The organism is Stieleria maiorica (assembly GCF_008035925.1).
In the GTDB taxonomy this organism is placed as follows: Bacteria; Planctomycetota; Planctomycetia; order Pirellulales; family Pirellulaceae; genus Stieleria; species Stieleria maiorica.
In genome coordinates, this window is record NZ_CP036264.1 from 9,235,306 (window position 1) to 9,253,236 (window position 17,931).

At 60.1% G+C, this 17,931-nt stretch carries 9 protein-coding genes; 3 read left to right on the plus strand and 6 right to left on the minus strand.

All coding sequences use genetic code 11. The annotated features are described in order from the left end of the window. Nucleotides 1–4: 4 nt before the first annotated feature. Nucleotides 5–2,233 carry a DUF1549 and DUF1553 domain-containing protein gene (locus Mal15_RS31590; protein ID WP_147871373.1) on the minus strand — a complete coding sequence of 743 codons (2,229 nt, stop codon included), beginning with the start codon at nucleotides 2,231–2,233 and terminating at the stop codon, nucleotides 5–7. A 489-nt stretch (nucleotides 2,234–2,722) separates the two neighbouring features. Here Mal15_RS31590 and Mal15_RS31595 point away from each other — a divergent pair, with 489 nt between their 5' ends. Next, complete coding sequence (locus tag Mal15_RS31595) at nucleotides 2,723–4,210, plus strand: arylsulfatase (protein WP_147871374.1); 1,488 nt, start codon at nucleotides 2,723–2,725, stop codon at nucleotides 4,208–4,210. A gap of 177 nt (nucleotides 4,211–4,387) precedes the next feature. On the opposite strand, the gene Mal15_RS31600 is transcribed toward Mal15_RS31595, so the two are convergent. The 4 genes from Mal15_RS31600 to Mal15_RS31615 all read right to left on the minus strand — a co-directional run bounded on the left by Mal15_RS31600 (nucleotide 4,388) and on the right by Mal15_RS31615 (nucleotide 12,422). Further along, nucleotides 4,388–6,073, minus strand: coding sequence for a cation:proton antiporter domain-containing protein (locus Mal15_RS31600; RefSeq protein ID WP_167547169.1), 1,686 nt, complete (start codon nucleotides 6,071–6,073; stop codon nucleotides 4,388–4,390). A 460-nt stretch (nucleotides 6,074–6,533) separates the two neighbouring features. Next, nucleotides 6,534–7,982, minus strand: a complete 1,449-nt coding sequence (locus tag Mal15_RS31605; RefSeq protein ID WP_167547170.1) for a protein kinase domain-containing protein — start codon at nucleotides 7,980–7,982, stop codon at nucleotides 6,534–6,536. A gap of 614 nt (nucleotides 7,983–8,596) precedes the next feature. Beyond that, nucleotides 8,597–11,512: a hybrid sensor histidine kinase/response regulator gene (locus Mal15_RS31610; RefSeq protein WP_147871377.1), complete on the minus strand. Its 2,916-nt coding sequence runs from the start codon at nucleotides 11,510–11,512 to the stop codon at nucleotides 8,597–8,599. Nucleotides 11,513–11,525: 13 nt separating this feature from the next. Further along, entirely contained in the window at nucleotides 11,526–12,422 is an 897-nt protein-coding gene (locus Mal15_RS31615) for an ATP-binding response regulator (protein WP_147871378.1), read from the minus strand. 584 nt (nucleotides 12,423–13,006) lie between these two features. Between Mal15_RS31615 and Mal15_RS31620 the strand changes: the two genes are divergently transcribed. Both Mal15_RS31620 and Mal15_RS31625 read left to right on the plus strand, forming a co-directional pair. Further along, a complete protein-coding gene (locus tag Mal15_RS31620; RefSeq protein WP_147871379.1) occupies nucleotides 13,007–14,746 on the plus strand; it encodes an efflux RND transporter periplasmic adaptor subunit in 1,740 nt (579 codons plus the stop codon). Next, nucleotides 14,746–16,068: an ABC transporter permease gene (locus tag Mal15_RS31625; RefSeq protein WP_147871380.1), complete on the plus strand. Its 1,323-nt coding sequence runs from the start codon at nucleotides 14,746–14,748 to the stop codon at nucleotides 16,066–16,068. Before Mal15_RS31620 ends, Mal15_RS31625 begins: the two co-directional genes overlap by 1 nt. Nucleotides 16,069–16,336: 268 nt before the next feature. Here the strand turns inward: Mal15_RS31625 and Mal15_RS31630 are convergent, their stop codons facing one another. Beyond that, nucleotides 16,337–17,884, minus strand: a complete 1,548-nt coding sequence (locus Mal15_RS31630; RefSeq protein ID WP_147871381.1) for an ammonia-forming cytochrome c nitrite reductase subunit c552 — start codon at nucleotides 17,882–17,884, stop codon at nucleotides 16,337–16,339. Nucleotides 17,885–17,931 lie beyond the last annotated feature (47 nt).

Sequence of the window (17,931 nt, forward strand, 5' to 3'; positions counted from 1 at the left end):
CACTCTAGTTTTGAATAACGAATTCGGGTGCATTCATCATCGCCCACATCAAATCTTCGATCGCACCGCGGCGGTTCTCACCGGCCGATGTGATTTGTAATTCGCAGTACTGTTGTTCTTGCGCGGTCGGCCGCCGAGAAAAAACGGCCAGGTACAACTCGGTCACGACCTCTGCGGCCGACTGCTTGCCGGCGGCCAGTCGTGCGGCGCGACCCGGGTCGCTTCGAACGCGACGGTCCAGCTCGCGTGAGTTCATCAAGTGCAAGGTCTGGGTGACCGACGAATCGGCGACCCGTTCGCAGGGCGGGTCCTGGTTCGGGTCCGGCCGCCCGAACGTGTCCAGGAACACCGAATCGATCCGGTGCGTCCACACCTGATTGGAGCGAGATTCCGGCGCGAGAGCAGAGAACGACTCGGTCGTCTCGGTCACGCCGGCCACCGCTTCGGCCAACACTTCGGCACGCAAACGATGCCGGTAGTGGCGCGAATAATTCAGGCGATCGCCCGCGTTGGTTTCGTTCGGCGTGGAACTGGTCGAATAGACGTTCGACAGCACGATCGTCTTGATCAGATCCTTTTGGTCATAGCCGGATTGTTGAAAGTGTTTTGCCAACGCATCCAACAGCGCGGGGTTGCTGGGCGGGTTGGTGCTGCGCAAGTCGTCGACGGGATCGACGATGCCGCGGCCCATCAGCTGTGCCCAGATGCGGTTCACATGAACCTTGGCAAAATAATCGTTTTCTGGCGAGACCATCCAATCGACCAGCGCCTCGCGCGGGTCGTCTTCTTCGGACAGGTCGACGTCGCCGAACAAGGGAGCCGGTGCGAGGACAGCTTCGGTTACCGGATGTCGGACGTCGCCTTTGGTGGAAACGTAAACGATCTCTTCGCCGCCGGAGATGGGAGGCGAAAGCCCGGTGCCCTTCCGACCGACTTTGCCGAAGAACGCCGCGAAGGAATAGAAGTCGTGCTGGCTCCACTTTTCAAACGGATGGTGATGACACTTCGCGCAGTCCAATCGCACACCCAGGAACAATTGACTGACCAGCGTCGCGACTTCATCGGGGCTCCGGCGGTCGCGAAACAACGTCGTCGCGCCGTTGTGCCAGGTGCTGCCTTTGGCGGTGATCAAACGACGCGCGAATTCATCGTGCGAAACGTTTTCACGAAACTGTTGGCGGATCCAGTTGTCATAGTTCAAGACCGCCTTGATCCCGACCCGATACGGGTTCGGCCGCAACAGGTCCGCCCACTGGTTGGCCCAGTGATCGATGTATTCGGGTTGGTCGAGCAAGCGGTCGACCAGTCGCGCCCGTTTGTCACTGTCTTGACTGTTGAGAAACCGATCCGCTTCTTCGGGCGTCGGTAATCGGCCGATGACGTCGGTGTAGAGGCGTCGCAGGAACACCGCTTCGCCTGCCGGATCAGAAACCCGGATCCGCAATTGATTCAGTTTGTCGTACACCAAGTCGTCGATGAAGTTCGCCCGAGGCAGATCGTCATAGAATCCTTCGGGCAACGCTTCGGTGCGGGGGATACTGACGTTGGCGACACAGATGTGATTCATGTACCGCGCCATCACCGCGGTCTCGCCGGGGATCGGTCCGGCCGTCAAACGGCCCGCCGAATCGACTTGCACGATCGCCGCCTCGTTGGACAAGTAGCTGGTCATGCCGGTGACGTCGCGGGTGGTCCCATCGCTGTAGTGTGCGATGGTGGTCAGGGCCGCTGAACCGGACGGGGCGAGTGCAAACTCGGTTTGCTGCAACTGGACCGATTCCAATACGGCTTCGTCGGCAATGCGGCGTGGGGCGCCTTGGCGGATCCATGCGACCAGGGTCTGGTAGGCATCCGAGCCGACGTCGATTTTTCGTCCACCGCCGTGCGGGAGTTCGGCGGTCGCCTTCCGGACCAGCAAACTGGATGCCGGCGCCGCGATGCTCAGACGACGGCCACGGGCCTGCCGGGCGATCGCGTCGTGATCGAAGTCGGAATCAAAGCCCAGCAGAGAGAGCTGGAACCCGTTTTGTCCACGCTGCTTTCCGTGACAGGCTCCCGCGTTGCACCCGTGGGCGGCCAAAATCGGCTGCACGTCCAATTCAAAACTGACGGCATCGCGGGGTCGCGGTTCGTTGCCCAGCGAGGTCGCATCGACCGTAAGCAGTGCGGTCACCAACAACGCTGACACAATGACGTAGCAGTTCGACGACCTCGGACCAAGGCGATCGGGCATGGCAACAAGGCGGGCAGGGCGGGGGAGGGAAGGGGAGGGCCCCTCAGTATAACCGCTGGCCAACTGTCGATGGGGCAAGAAGGAGGAGAGGCCGGAATTATCGGCGGAGGCGCAGCGGGAAGATGGATGGTCAAAAAATGGGGTGGTCAAAAAATGGGGTGGTCAAAAAATGGGGGCAAAACGATGTGAGGCAGGCAGAATGATGGGGCTGATGCACTAGGAGACGACGAAACCTTTCCTGAGAATGATTGGTGGCGACAAAACTTATGAGGGCTCCCTTCTCCCCCGGCTTTGCGGGTGAGAAGGGCTGGGGATGAGGGGGGCTCCGGCCGGTAAATGCTGCTGATCGATGTTTAAAATCTAATCGGAAGTAATGATCCGTACTCCCGGCAAGTCTTTGGAAGCGGAGCGAGCCTTGCGAGGGAGAAGCCGCAGAGGCATGTAGAATGATCGCGACGGAAATCACGACCACTTCTTTCGGGACCCAAAATGCCACGAATCCAACGTTACAAATCTTTGACCTCGTTGAAACTGTTGCTGCTGCTGGCGTGGGGCATCGTCTCATCGGCTCCACACGCATCCGCTCAGAACTTCGATTCGCCGTCGCCGAACTTTATCTTTGTGCTCAGCGATGACATCGCGCAGGGCGACCTGGGGTGCTACGGTCAGAAACTGATCCAGACGCCGCGGTTGGATCAGATGGCGGCCGAGGGAACGCGGTACATGCAAGCGTATTGTGGAACCAGCGTTTGCGCGCCCAGCCGATCGTCCTTCTTTACGGGGCTGCACACCGGTCACTGTCCGGTGCGAGGCAACTATGAAGTCGCTCCGGAGGGCCAGTTGCCACTGCCGGATGAGACCGTGACGATCGCCGAGGTGGCTAAGTCGGCCGGGTATGCGACGGCGACGTTTGGTAAATGGGGCATGGGGTTCTTCGACACCACCGGCAGCCCCTTCAATCAGGGCGTCGACCACTTTTTCGGGTACAACTGCCAACGACACGCCCACTCGTACTTTCCGACCTACTTGTATGACGACGCGCAGGCGTTTCTGTTGCCGGGCAACAACGGCCAAACCGTCGGCAAGACGTATGCACAAACACTGATTCAGAATGACATGATCGCCTGGCTGCGTCGCAACGCCGACCAGCCGTTTATGATGTTCTATGCGATCACGCTGCCGCACGGCCGTCATGAGATCGATGACTTGGGAATCTATGCCGACAAGCCGTGGAGTTTGAAACAGAAGTCCTATGCGGCACAGGTCACGCGGGTCGATTCGGACATGGGGGAGTTGATGGACACGCTCCGTGAGCTGGGCATCGCCGAAAACACGCTGATCGTCTTCAGCGGCGACAACGGTTCGTCGTTCGATCCCCAGTCCGACATCGGCAGTCTGTTCAATCAGGCCAGCAACGGATTGCGTGGCTACAAGCGGGGCATGTACGAGGGTGCGTTGCGACAGGCGGCGCTGGCCTGGTGGCCCGGCACCGTTCCGGCCGGTCGCGTCGACGACCAACCCTGGGCGTTTTGGGATCTGATGCCCACCTTTGTCGAGCTTTCCGGTGCCGAGCCGCCGGCCGGCTACGAGACCGATGGAAAATCCTTGGTCGACTATCTCAAAGGCGGAGCGGCACCCGACCGCGACTATTTCTACTGGGAACTGCACCTGGGCAAGCCGGTCCAAGCGGCTCGATTCGGAAACTGGAAAGCGGTCCGCAACGGGATCGACAAACCGATCGAGCTTTATGACTTGAGTGTCGACGCTGGCGAAACGAATGACGTCGCATCGAGCCATCCGCAACGGGTCGCGCGGGCCGAAGCGATTTTTGGCGAAGCGCACCGGCCGGATCCGAATTGGCCGCTCGAGGGTCGCAGCGAAGCCCAGGCAAAGAGTGCCAAAGAAGCCTGGGCGGTCAAACGTGCGCGGGACAAGGCGAAGTGGGCTCCCGAGGATGCGGTCGAGCGCGAGTTCTGAGCCGCGCAGGTGCTCGCACGCTCGTCGAGTTGGACAGCGACTCGTCATTCAAGAATCATGATGATTCGCGGTTCAAACGTAGCTACCTTCGCCAGAAGGTGGATCCCCGGCGCCATCCACGCTCTGGTCAGCGTAGCTACGTCAGAGCGACGCTGTCCGGTGAGACTTGGACCCTAATCACTTGTTCTTGCGGCGCTGGGTGATCAGCGCGTGCATGACGTCGCTGCGGCGGACCACTCCCAACAACTCGTGGGGGCTGGCGCGCTGGACGACCGGGATGCAGTCGTCGGTCTCGCCCTGAAACAGCTCGAACGCCCGTGCCGCCGGTTCGTCTTCGTGCAGACAGGATTCGATGTCGGTCACCAGGTCCTCCGCACGCACCAGTTTGGCGGCGCTGTGGTCGAACAAGACGTCGCTGAGCAGCGGGTAGCGAATCACACCGACGACACTCATCCGGTCATCGACGACCGGATAGGTGTTGTCGTGGCTGTGTTCGATGTGGGCGACGACTTGATCGAAGTCGGCCGATTGATGAATCCCCTTGGTCTTGCGCAGCAAATCGCTGACTTTCACTTTGCCGATCGCGGACACCGCCGGTGCGGTGCCGTTGAGCGCCGCACGAAAGCGATCGACGACCTCGCGCATTTGTTCCAGCGGCGTTCGACTGGTGTGATGGATCGCCTGGGCCAGCGGGACTTCGCCGGTTCGGATCAGTGATTGGCGGATGAACAGCGGGCCGATGATTTCGAACAACACGACCGAACCCAGGATGATGTCTTGAATCGGTTTTCCCAGTTCCGGATTTCGGTTGACCGCAATGGTCGACAGGGCGATCGCCGCTCCGGCTTGGGCAAACAAACACGCGCCGCCCCAATTCCGCACCTCCGGCGGTTGCCGGGTCGCCTTGGCCGCCACGTAAACGCCCAACCATTTGCCGACGATGCGAAACGCGATGTAAACCAGCCCCAGTTTCCCCGCGGCGATGAACGCACCGGCATCAAGCTCGGTTCCGTGGGCGACAAAGAACAGCACCGCCAATAGGCCCGACAAGTGGTCCAGTTCGTCGACGATCTTTTGTTTGTAGTCGGACGTGTTGGCCACCGTGACGCCCATCATCAGGAACGACAACATGTACGGGATCTCGAACGATTCGTCGACGCCCAGCAGGAACGTGACCGCGGCGACTAACAATACCAGCCAGCGTTTCATGTTCAAAAAACCGCAGCCATAGCTGACGACCAGTCCCCCCAGGATCCCCAGCACCATCGATCCGCCGACATTCAGCAGCACGCCGAACATCTGGCGGCCGAAGGAAACCTGCAAACTGCCCTGGAACCACTCGATCGCCAAAAATGCGAACTCGAACAGGATGATGCAAGCAAAGTTGTTCATCGCGACCAAGAAGCCCGTGCTCTCGGTCACCGGGCCTTCGGATCGAAACTCCTTCAGCACCAAGATGGTCGTCGCGGGCGCGGTCGCCACCGCCAAGCACCCCAACAGCAACGCCATGCTGCCCGAGCAACCGAACAGAGCCAATCCGATCGAGACCAGCACGGCGGTGAAGGTGATTTCGGCGACCGAAAGCGTCAGGCAATGTGCGGCGACCCGTCGCACCTTGGAAAACGTGAATTCGCAGCCCAGGTTGAACAGGACCAACGCCATCGCCAGTTTCAGCAACGGTTCGAACAATTCGACGTGTTCGGTCGGCACCAAGTCCAAGACGCTCGGGCCGACCAGCAATCCGACCAACAAAAACGCCGTCACCTTGGGCAGATGAACCAAGTCGGCCAGCACGCCGGCGGCCAGGCAAACGCCCAGCAGCAGCCCGATGGTGCTGGTGATGTGCAGATGAAACTCACCCATGGGGATCGCAACTGAAGGTGGCATCGAGACAAACCGCGGCCGCATTTGGACGATGCACAAAGAGTGTCAAATGCGAGCACGACGTGGTTTTGCCGCGTACCCTTTGCTTGCCGCGGCCCAAGTCTAGCTGCACAGCGGCATTTGACACAAGAAACATCGTTAATCGTTGGTCGTGCGCCGTTGACTGCGCCAGAAGGTGGTTCCTCAGCGCCCTCCACGCTCGCATCGAGCGTCGCTACGACATCAAGCGGAAAAGGGGGCAGGTACGAATGGTACGGGCTTAAGCCAATACGCTGAGCCGTAGGCGCTAGCCTCGGGCGTTACCGCCGTGTTGAAGGCGTATCAAGGCCCGCGGCTAGCGCCGTCGGCTCACTAAGCCCGTGCCATTCGGGTCAGGTACCAAAAACCAAATGGCCCCCAGGGTGCTTCGCATTTTTGGTGCCTGACCCCTTTTCCGCGGTCAGTCCGGCTGGCCGCCTGGGGCATCGATCACACGAGCGACTGCGAACACGATGTTGTCTTCGGGGATGGACTTGGCGTTCCACTGCAGCCAACGGTAATGGCCGTCACAATCACGGTATCGGTTACGGAATTCTGCGATCGATTCGCCATCGGCCAGCGCGCCGATCGCTTTTCGCGTTTGCGTGATGTCGTCGGGGTGAACGAAATGCAGGAACGGTTTGGAAACCAATTCGTGGTCGCTGTATCCCAGCACACGCGAAAAGTTTGAATTGACGCGTTTGAAGTAGCCGTCCAGGCTGGCGATGCAAAACAGATCCATGCTGATTTCAAAGAACCGGCACAGATCGCGTTGGGCGCGTTCCATCGACGATTCTCGGAAAGCCGTGATCTGGTCGGCGATGGCCCCCGCGTCGGCAGGGCGATCGTGTTCGTTTCGGGCCAAACATCGTTTGGCCAGCGAGATGATCGCCGGATCGGAGTCGCTGGCGTCGAGCCGCTGGTACGCATCTCGCAATGCCCCGCGAGCGGCACGACGGTAAACGCGACGAAAACTGTCGCCTTCGTAGGGGGGCCGGCCGGTCAAGATTTCGCACAGCAAGGCTCCCAGTCCGAACACGTCCGAACGCACGCTGATGTGATGGCCGCGGGCTTGTTCGGGGGCCATGTAGCTGGGCGTGCCGATGATCTTGCTGTTGGAAAGGATGGCCGACAACGCTTCGTCCGAAATGCAGTCCACCGCCGCCGGCGGAATCGGAACCGATTGAATCGGAGATTTCCCCAACTGGCGGCTCAAACCCCAATCCATCACGTGGACTTCACCATAGGCGCCCACCATGACGTTGGACGGTTTGATGTCCAGGTGAACGGTTTGATTGGAATGGGCATACGCAATCGTCTGGCAGACTCGGGCAAAGACATCCAACAGCCTCGCTTGGTGCAGTTGTGTTTGCCGCTCACTGTCCAACGACTCTCGCAGCAACGTGCTGAGCGTTCTGCCCTCGACCAATTTCATGGCAAAGAAAGGTTGCCCGTCGTCGCTGATGCCCATGTCGTAGACGGCGACGATGCCCGGATGTTGCAACCGTGCGGTCGTGCGTGCTTCTCGAAAGAAGCGTTCCCGCGATTCCTCGCGCGATTGATAGCTCTTCAGCAAGACTTTGATCGCAACATCGCGGTCGAAGACGTTGTCATGGGCGTGGTAGACCAACCCCATCCCGCCTTTTCCGATTTGATCGCCGATCCGGTAGCGCTGGATCCTAGCGACCGGCTGCGGGAGGGGGCCATCGTGATCAAAGTCTTTCCACGATCCGCTGTCCGCCCAGTTGCTGTCCGCTCGTTCTTTGGAGATCGATGCGGTGCGCACCGACGAGTGGTCGATCATCGGTCGCTCCGAATCGTCGTGACTCGGTGCCGGGGTGACGTTGCGGCTGAGTCGGATCAGTGTCATCGCTCGCAAACTCTTTTTCAAAAGAGCGCTTGTGCAGCGTTGAATGATCTGCCTGCCCCACACCCGCTGGGTCGGTGTCGTGACCGACATCGTGGCGATCGCCATTGCAGCGGGACCATCGCCGGCGGGAAGTGTGAGGAGTCCCGCCGGAGATCAACGATGATTTCAAGGCTGCACAAACTCTCGCTGTATGGCTCTCGCCTTGCGATCGGCCGCTCATCGATCGACCCAGGGAGTCCACCGTGAGCTGACCGAGACGTCGAAACTTTGTGCAAAATCTACGTTTGTCCGCCTGGTCGTATTATACCCGTTCATGGAGCGGGCGGGTGGGGGAAATGCGGAACGCTCGACAGGCAATTGGGTTTTGTGTCCTGGCCCATCGTACGACGTCCTTTCTAGGTCGTCGTGCCGAGTCCCCCGGACGACGGCCCGGAAGGGCCATCGTACATCGAAGGCCGAGTTTCCCGGACGACGGCCCGGAAGGGCCATCGTACATCGAAGGCCGAGTCCCCCGGACGACGGCCCGGAAGGGCTGTCGTACATCGAAGGCCGAGTCTCCCGGACGCTGGCCCGGAAGGGCTGTCGCACATGCGAATAACCACGGTCCGAGCTGGCTAATTGGAATGGCTCAGCCGGTGCAGTTCGGCCAGCATCGCATCGACTTGGGGATTCAATCGGGCAAGGTCGTCCACCGTGTCGGCCAAATCACCGGCTTTGGCTTTGGTCTCGATCTGCAGCGCCAGCTCACGGACCTTTTCGGCGTAGAACAAACCGGCGGAGCCCTTGAGGGTGTGGGCCGTGCGGGCGATGACCACGGCGTCGCCGCCGGGGATGCCGTCGTTGAGGACTTGCATCAGGTCGGTGCATTCCTTGATAAACACTTCGGCCAGTTGAGCGACCCCCTGTGCCCCGCCGGGAATTCGCCGGGTCACGGCTTGGACGTCGATCACTTGGAAAGCTTCGGTGCTCGTCCCCGAGGGTGTGCCGGCGTCTTTGACATCGGCGTCACGGACAACCACGTCGCGATCGTCGCTATTGCGTGCAGCGGTCGCCGCGGGGGCGTTGCCGGGGACCGCAACGCCGGGTGCGGGCTGGTCCAGGACGGATGTCTCGGGGGCGAAACGGGCCATCATTTCTTGCAGCCGTCGCTGGTGGATGGGCTTGGTCAGGTAGCCGTCCATCCCGCATTGTTCGCAGGCCTCCGCGTCTCGCTTCATCGCCGCGGCGGTCAAGGCGAGGATCGGGATGTGTCGACCGGTGACCCGCTCGTGGGCTCGAATGGCTTTGGTCGCATCGATGCCGTCCATGATGGGCATGTGCATGTCCATCAAGATCATGTCAAAGGGTTCGGATCGGTATCGCGCGACTGCTTCGCGTCCGTCGCTGACGACAACCGGTTGGTGCCCCGACGCGCGGAGCATTCCGACGGCAACGTGTTGGTTGGCCAAGCCGTCTTCGGCGACCAGCACGCGCATCGGCAAACAGGCTGGCAGATCGGTACGAGGGTCGATCACGCCGATCTGTTTCCGCTGCATGACCTGCAGGACCGTGTCCAGTAACTCCGACTGCACGGCGGGCTTGGTCAAGTACCTTGCGATGCCGACTTCCTGGCAGCGTTGCAACGCATCGCCGTCGGAGGCCGAGGACAGCATGATCAGTTTCATTTGATCGCTGGAGTAGTCTCGGCGGAGTTGCGAGGCGAGTTCGAACCCGTCCATGCCGGGCATCATGCAATCGAGAATCGCCAACTGAAACGGCTGTCCCTGTTCGGCGGCCTGGGCCGCGGCACGCAACGCACTCTCGCCGCCGTCGGCCAGCGTCGGGCTCAATCGCCAATTCGAACAGATCTCTTGCAGGATTCGCAGGTTGGTCGCGTTGTCATCGACGACCAGAACGGGCAGTTGCGCCAGGCTCTCCAGGTCTCCCTCGTGGGGGACCGATTGGTCCGCGGCCAATGGGAAGTACGCGGTGAAATAAAACGTCGTCCCCTCACCCGGGACGCTTTCCAGCTGCAATTCACCCCGCATCAAGTGGACCAGCTCTTTGGAGATGGCCAGCCCCAGTCCGGTGCCGCCGAAGCGACGTGTGGTCGACTCGTCGGCTTGCGTGAACGGGTCCAGGATCGACGCCTGTTTTTCTTTCGCGATTCCGATCCCGGTGTCTTTGACGCTGAACCGCAGCGGCAAGTGATCCGGCGGCACGTCGTCCCGCCGCGCTCCGGCACAGACTTCGACCAGCACCTCGCCCGCGTCGGTAAATTTGATCGCGTTGCCGATCAAATTGATCATCACTTGTCGTAACCGCCCCGGGTCGCCGATCCAGCGATCCGGCAGATTCGGTGCGACGCGGCAGGCCAATTCGATGGGCTTTTTGGCCGCGCGAATCGACAGCGATTGACTGGTCCGCTGGATCAGATCACGCAAGGAGAAGGGGATCGATTCCAGTTGCAACTTACGTGATTCGATCTTGGAAAAATCCAGGATCTCGTTGAGCAACAACAGCAACGACTCGGCCGAATCACGCACCAGATTGATGTAGTCCAGTTGCTCGTTGTTGAGTTTGGTTTGGGCCAGCAATTCCGACATGCCGATGATGGCGTTCATCGGTGTGCGAATTTCGTGGCTCATGTTGGCCAGGAACTCGCTCTTGGCTCGGTTGGCCGAATCGGCTTCGTCGCGGGCTTTGCGCAGTGCTTCTTCGTACTTGATCAGTTCGGTGATGTCACGCGAGATCCCGAAGGTGCCGATGACTTTGTCGCCGTCTTCGACCAACGGCATTTTGGTGGACATGCACCAGGTGTCGTCTCGGTCGGGCCAAGTCTCGCGTTCGACCAAATCGACGACCGCTTGACGCGTCTGCATGATTCGCAGTTCATCGTCGCGGGCCGCGGCGGCGTGTGTTTCGGTAAAGATGTCGGCGTCGGTCTTTCCGATGGCATCGGCCGAGCGGGCCAAGCCGAATTTTTTCGCCATCGCTTCGCTGATCCGGACGAATCGGCTGTCGGAATCTTTGAAGTAGATGCTGTCGGGGATGTTCTCCAGCAGCGTCGTCAGCAGATAGCGTTCGTGCTTAAGCTTGCGTTCGGCGAGGTGCCGATCGGTCACATCCCAGAAGATCAGCTGGATGCCGATGACGTGTTGGTGGGCATCCAGCACGGGGCTCTTGATGCGTTCGATCCACCGCCGCCGGCCGAACTTGTCGACCGACTCTTCGACGCTGTGCAGCGATTCGCCGGTGCGGATGACGTGTTGGTCATCCTTGGAATAGGCGCGGGCGATGTCGATCGGAAACAGGTCTTCATCGCGTTTGCCGAGCACCTCGTCGAGTGAACAGCCGCGTGTCTTGAGATAGGTTTCGTTGGCAAACAGTCGTCGGCCGTCGGTGTCCTTGATCAACAGGCTTAACGGTAGCGTGTTGACCAGCGACTCATAGGCGGCCAGCGAGTGGTTGGGGGCCAAGGTGTCCATGACGTCGCTTCCGGAATCATCGACCGTCGATTCGTCGGGACCTCTGCCGTGCATGTTTGCCATCGGACCGTTTTACTTAGCAGCACTTCTTGATCATCGTGACCTCGTTCCCGATGTCGTTGAACCGTAGTTCGTCGGCAAAGCTTTTCATCAGGACCAGGCCTTTTCCTGATTCAGCGGCGAACAGATCCGCATCGACTCGGTCGGGCACTTTCGAGGTGTCGAAGCCGTTGCCTTCATCGCGGATCACGATCTTGATCTCTTGCTTGCTGGCCGTCGCTTCGACGAAAACCAGACGATCCTTGTAGGGCGACTCTTGCTTTCGTCGCTCGATCAAATCGGAGGTCGCATCGTCATAAATGATCGCGTGATGGGCCGGGGTCACCGACGGCCCCAGTTGCAAGTTGCCGCGATACATGGCGTTGATCAACGCGTGCTCGATCGCAACCCCCAACCGATTCATCTCCGCACCACTGATCAGGTCCATCCCCGAGACGACTTGCATCAACAGCCCCACCAGCGGCGAGATCAACTCGCTGTCGTTGGGCAACTCGAATTCAAAGACATTCTTGGTCAGCTTGGAGATCAATTTGGCAAAGCTGGCGTCGGTGCGAATGACCCCCAACACGTCGATGATCGTATCGTTGAGCAACGATTGCAGATGGTTCTTGGGGACATACCCGGCCGCTCCCTTCTGTAACGCATCGGCAGCCAGGTCTTCCGAGCCGCGCGCGGTGACCAAAATAGCGGGGATGTGCGGGTAGTCGGTCCGCATCACCTCGACCAATTCCAAACCGTTGACCTCGGGCATTTCCAGGTCGGTCACGACAATGTCCAGCGACTCGCGCGCCAAGACGTCCAAAGCCAATTGTCCGTTGGCCGCATGCCGCACTTCATGACTGCCTTCCTCCAGCAACATCCGCATCTCAACCGCCTGAGTCGGACTGTCTTCAACCAGTAATACCTTCGCCATGATGCCAGAATTCCGAATGGTGTGAGCTTGAACAGTGGTTCAGCGACGGAACCACCCCCCATCCTACACGTTTTTTCGGATCATAGTCCGAAAGGCGCCACATTCTGGAGGTACTTTGAGAAGTTCCGCGTTACGGGGAGTTTTCGGATCCAGTGGTGCAATCAGGCTGCCCAGTCTAAACCGCCGGATGTCTTGCTTTGGACCCGATAAATCCGGTTTAATTCCCTCAGTTGACCCGGTCAGGATCTCCCCCCTTCTTTCGATAGGCTAGGGAGACAACGGCTTGCTGGTCGACTACACTACGTGTGCGTTTCTGCTCGATTGCCGCTCTTGTGCGACCGTCGGCCGTCAGAAACGTCCCGCCACCACCCACCCCGTGCCCACCACCAACGCCGTTTGAACCGTCGCCAGACGGATTCAGGCATGTGAATTGCCCCGCAATTCGATGTGACCGCGCCGCACACGGCCAACCGGCTGTCAGACCCGTTTCGCAGCAAAACTCGGGTTTCGGCGGTCGCCGGCTGACCGTACGCGGCGTGTTCCGCACACCCACCTTCCCCCCCTCCAAGCCCACCTACGACGCCATGTCCAAATTCATCGATCCCCGGCCCGCCACGGCCGACCCAGCGTTTCGATTCGACAACGATCTCGACGTCGCCGCTGCGACCATAGGGAGCAGCGATTCCGGGGGCATCCGCAATTCCGGGGCCGCGTGCGGCACCGCGCGTCATCAGCGCCGGACAGGTGGGCGTAGCGGTGTGACGGTTAGTCGTGACAGTTCTCATCCCCGCCGCCGCGGCGTCGTTCAGATCCTGCCGCTGTTGGCCGCCCTGGTCGCCGTTCCCGTCCTCGGGTTTTCGCTCTCGGCGTTCTTCTTCGGCGGCGGTGGTCAAGTCGATGAAGGGGTCCTGCTGCATTCGGTCGGCCGCGAAGACGTCGAGGTCACGGTGATCGAACGGGGGAACCTGCAAAGCCAAACCAACCGCGAAATCCACTGCATGGTCGAAGACGTCCAACGCGACGGGATCAACGGAACCCCGATCCTGTGGATCATTCCTAACGGTAGCAGCGTTGAAGAAGGCGACTTGTTGGTCGAACTGGAGTCGGCGCCGATGCGTGAAGCGCTCGACGAGCAAATGTTGGAAACCGAGGACGCACGCTCCACGCAGATCCAGGCCGAAGCCAATTACAACAACCAGATCGTCCAAAACGAAACCAGTAAAGCTGAAGCGGAGTTGCAGGTTCAACTCGCCAAGCTGGAGCTGGAAATGTACACCGACGACGAAAGCGGCACGCACAAGCTGGCGGTGGAGGAAATCAAACGCTCCATCGACGAAGTGAACAACCAAATCTTGGAAGCCCAGGCGACGTTAGAACTGCGACGCGATGACCGCCGCGGCATCGATTCGCTGTACAAACTCGGTTACGCCAACCGCAACGAATTGCGTAAAAGCGAACTCGCGTTTTTGCAGGCTGAAGGAAAGTATGCTGCCCAGCTCAATAAACTGGAAACCTCGCTCGCGACCCTTCGCAAGAAAGAAAACTACGAGCGTGAGATGGAACTGCTGCGGTTGCGCGGCAAGCTGCAAACCGCCGAGCGCGGATTGGAACAAACGCTGCGAAACAATGAAGCCCGCCTGGCCCAAGTTCAAGCGATCCTGCGGGCCCGAACCGAGTCGCTGAAGAAGGAAGAAGAGCGATTGGAGCGGTACACCGAACAGCTGGCCGCCTGCAAGATCTTTGCCCCCGAAGCCGGGATGGTCGCGTACGCGTCCAGCCGCAACGACGAGATCCGCGAAGGCATGCCGGTCCGGTTTCGTCAGCACCTGATGTCGCTGCCGGCGCTGGACAAGATGCAAGTTCAAACCGCCGTGCACGAGTCGGATTTGGAGCAGATCCGGATCGGGATGAAGGCGCGGATCACGGTCGACGCGTTCCCGGGCAAGGAGTACATCGGGACGGTCCAGTCGATCGCCGTGTTGCCCGAACAGAATGGATGGCGGGGCAGTGAAACCAAGGTCTATGCAACCACCGTGACGATCGATGGCACCGTCGATCAACTCAAGCCCGGAATGACCGCCGTGACGGAAATCATGATCGATTCGGTCGAAGATGCATTGACCGTGCCGATCCAATCCGTCATCGAACGCGACGATCAAACTTGGGTGCTGATTCGCCAAAACGATCAATTGGTCGGCCAGCCGGTAGAAACGGGGCGGCAGACCGATTCGGTCGTTCAAGTCGTCAGCGGGCTTTCCGATGGCGATCAAGTTGCGCTCAACCCACGGCAATTCGTTGATGACGTTTTAGGTGGCGATTCCTGATGTGGTGGGCAACACTCAAGCTGGCGATCCGAAACTTGCTGCTGCACAAAATGCGCAGCTCGCTGACGCTGTTGGGGACCATCCTGGGTGTCGCCTCGGTGATCGCGATGCTGTCGATCGGTGAAGGCAGCAAGCAGGACGCGCTGGATCGGATCCGCGGCCTGGGTGCCAACAACGTGATCATCCGCACGGTTCAGCCCTCCGAAGAAGCCGGTGGCGGTGGCGGCAGCAGCACCCAACCGGCGATGGTCACCACCAGCCGGTACAAGGTCAATGCCTACGGGCTGACCTACAGCGATCTGCGGGCCTTGAACGAATTGCCGACCGGAAAAAGTGTCGTTCCGGTGATGATGAAGCGGCATGAAGTGTCACATCACCGCAACCGTATTCCTCAGGCTCGTATCCTGGCGACGACGCCGCAATTGCGCGATGTTCGCAGTATCACGGTCGCCCGGGGACGGTTTTTGCAGTCGGGGGACTTGGAGACGATGTCCAACGTCGCCGTGTTGGCCGACGGTGCCGCAACGGCGCTGTTCGGATTCAAAGACCCGCTCGGCCAACCGATCCTGGTCGGTGGGACTGCGTTCCGGGTGGTCGGTGTGTTGGAGGAACGTGACAGCGGGGTCGCCAGAGCGGGCCAAGCCGAAGGCGGCGATGCCAATCAAGACATATTCATTCCGCTCGACACCGGTCGTGCGCGGTTCGGGTTTCTCGCCCGCGAAGGATCCGCCGGTAGCCGTGAGTACGACCGCGTCGAATTGACCGAAATCACTTTGGCCGTGGCCAGCGCCGATGGCGGCCGGGACGCGTCGGGACGCGTCGTGCCGACGGCCAACATGGTTCGCAGCCTGCTGGAAAAAAGCCACGCGTCGAAATCGGATTACCAAGTCTTGGTGCCGTTGGAGTTGATGGCCCAGGCGGAACATGAGAAACGGATTTGGAATTTGGTGCTCGGCGCGATCGCGGGCATTTCATTGTTGGTCGGCGGGATCGGCATCATGAACATCATGCTGGCGACGGTGACCGAGCGGACACGTGAGATCGGGATCCGTCGCGCGATCGGGGCCAAGAAGCGCGACATCATTCGTCAGTTTCTCTTGGAGACGACCGTGCTGTCGGCGATGGGCGGAGTCTTGGGGATCGTGCTGGGCGTCGCCATCCCGATCATCGTGACTGTGTTTGCGGGGATGAACACCGCCACCAGCATTTCTTCGATCGGTCTGGCCTTCGGGATCTCCGTCGGCATCGGGATCGTCTTCGGCGTCTACCCGGCCTACAAGGCCGCCTCGATGAACCCCATCGAAGCCCTGCGTAAGGCATGATCCTGGGAAACGGGCTGCAGCCATCATTCTGCCATCGCTCCGCCCCATTGTTTTGCCCCCATCGTCTTGCCCCAATGCGACAGGCGTCCGAAGGCGAAATCAACCCCCGTCCCGAATGGCACGGGCTTAAGCCCAATACGCTGAGCCGTAGGCGCTAGCCTCGGGCCTTACCGCCATGTTAAAGACGTTTCAAGGCCCGCGGCTAGCGCCGTCGGCTCACTAAGCCCGTGCCATTCACCCCCGTCCCCTTTTACGTGGGCGGCGTCCGCTAGTTGGCGTCGGCGACGGCTTCGCTGTCTCGGGGCGGTTTCAGATCCAGTTTGTAGCACAGGGCGATGGCTTGGCGGCTGTAGTCGACCGATTCGCCGAGGATGCGGGCGGCTTCCTGGCGGGCGTGGAAACCTTTGCTGTTCTCGCTAGCGATGTAATCGAGTCGCCACATCGCTTTGCGTTGCAGTTTGCGGATCGGGGCGAGTTGCTCTTCGGTCGCCCCGGCCGCTTGGACTTCGATGATCGCGTCGAACAATTCGGTCACCGCGGCGGCGGCCCGGTCGATCAACGCCCGCGTGCGATCTTGGATCATGTCGACGCGGTCCTTGATTTCTTGTTCGGGGATGTTGTGACAGGTCTGGCAGGCCTTGTTGATGTTCGTCATCGGGCTGCGCACCCAGTGGCTGCTGACTTTCGTCGCGCCTTTCTTTTCATAGGGCATGTGGCAATCGCTGCAACTGACGCCGGATCGCGCGTGGATCCCTTGGCTCCAAAGTTCGAATTCGGGGTGCTGGGCTTTGTAGACCTTGGTGCCGGTTTCCTTGTGCACGTAGTCGTAGAACTCGCCGCCGTCGGGGAAGGTCGTCGCGTCCCATTCGGCTTCCAGATCCTCCATCTTCAGCCCGTTGCCCCAGGGGAACGTCAGCGTCATCTTGTTGGCGCAGTAGTACTCGACGTGACACTGTCCGCAGACGAAGGTGCGCATCTCCTGGCGGCTGGCCATCGTGTTGGGATCGTAGTCGCCTTTGGCGCCGGCCTCACGCCACTGGACGATGCTGGGCAGGTGCGGCACGGGATCGTCGCTTTTGGCCAGTTTGTCGATTCCCAAGATGAATCCCGGACGCGTGACGCGGATCTGCATGGTGTCCGGGTCGTGGCAATCGACGCAGGAAACCGGGTGGGCGCCGCCCATGTGGGGATCACCGGTCGGGACATCGATTCCGTCGGCGGTTTTCTCCAGTTCGGCATGAACCTCTTCGTAGTTCTTTTGGCTGACCGCTTTGAATCCCGCCATCACGGCGTCCATGTTGAAGTCGTTGCTGAGCGCGGCCGGCGAGGCGTCTTGACCCATCTGTTCGAGCCCGATGCGGCGATAGGTGGGGATGATCGAGGCGTGGCAGTGCAGGCAGGCACCGGACTGTTGGACTTCGGTGACCCGTTTGGTGACCTCTTGGTCGGCCAGCATGTGCGCGTGACCGCGGGCTTCGCGGTAATCGATACTGAACGCGTATCCGGCGAACAGCCGCTTCAGCCAGGGGTGTTCTTCCAGCTTGCTGGGCGGCAAGGCGTGGTTGCCGCCGAAGTCCGTGTAGTCATCATTGACGGTCTTGAGGTAGTCTTCGTATTGCTGCGGAAAGTTCAGTCCCCAGGGTTTGGGGTCGCTGCTGATTTCCGTCACTTCGACCACCTTGGTGAACGGCGCGCGGGCTTCCTGCTTGTGTTCAAAGATCGTGACCAGCAAGATCAGCACGCCGATCGTGGTCAGCGTGGCGATGAGGATCAAAACCGCTATCCATCCGGAACTGCGTTTCGTCTCTGAAGACATGGCGAAGCGTTTCTGTAGGAGAAAAATCGGGACGTGAATGTGGAATG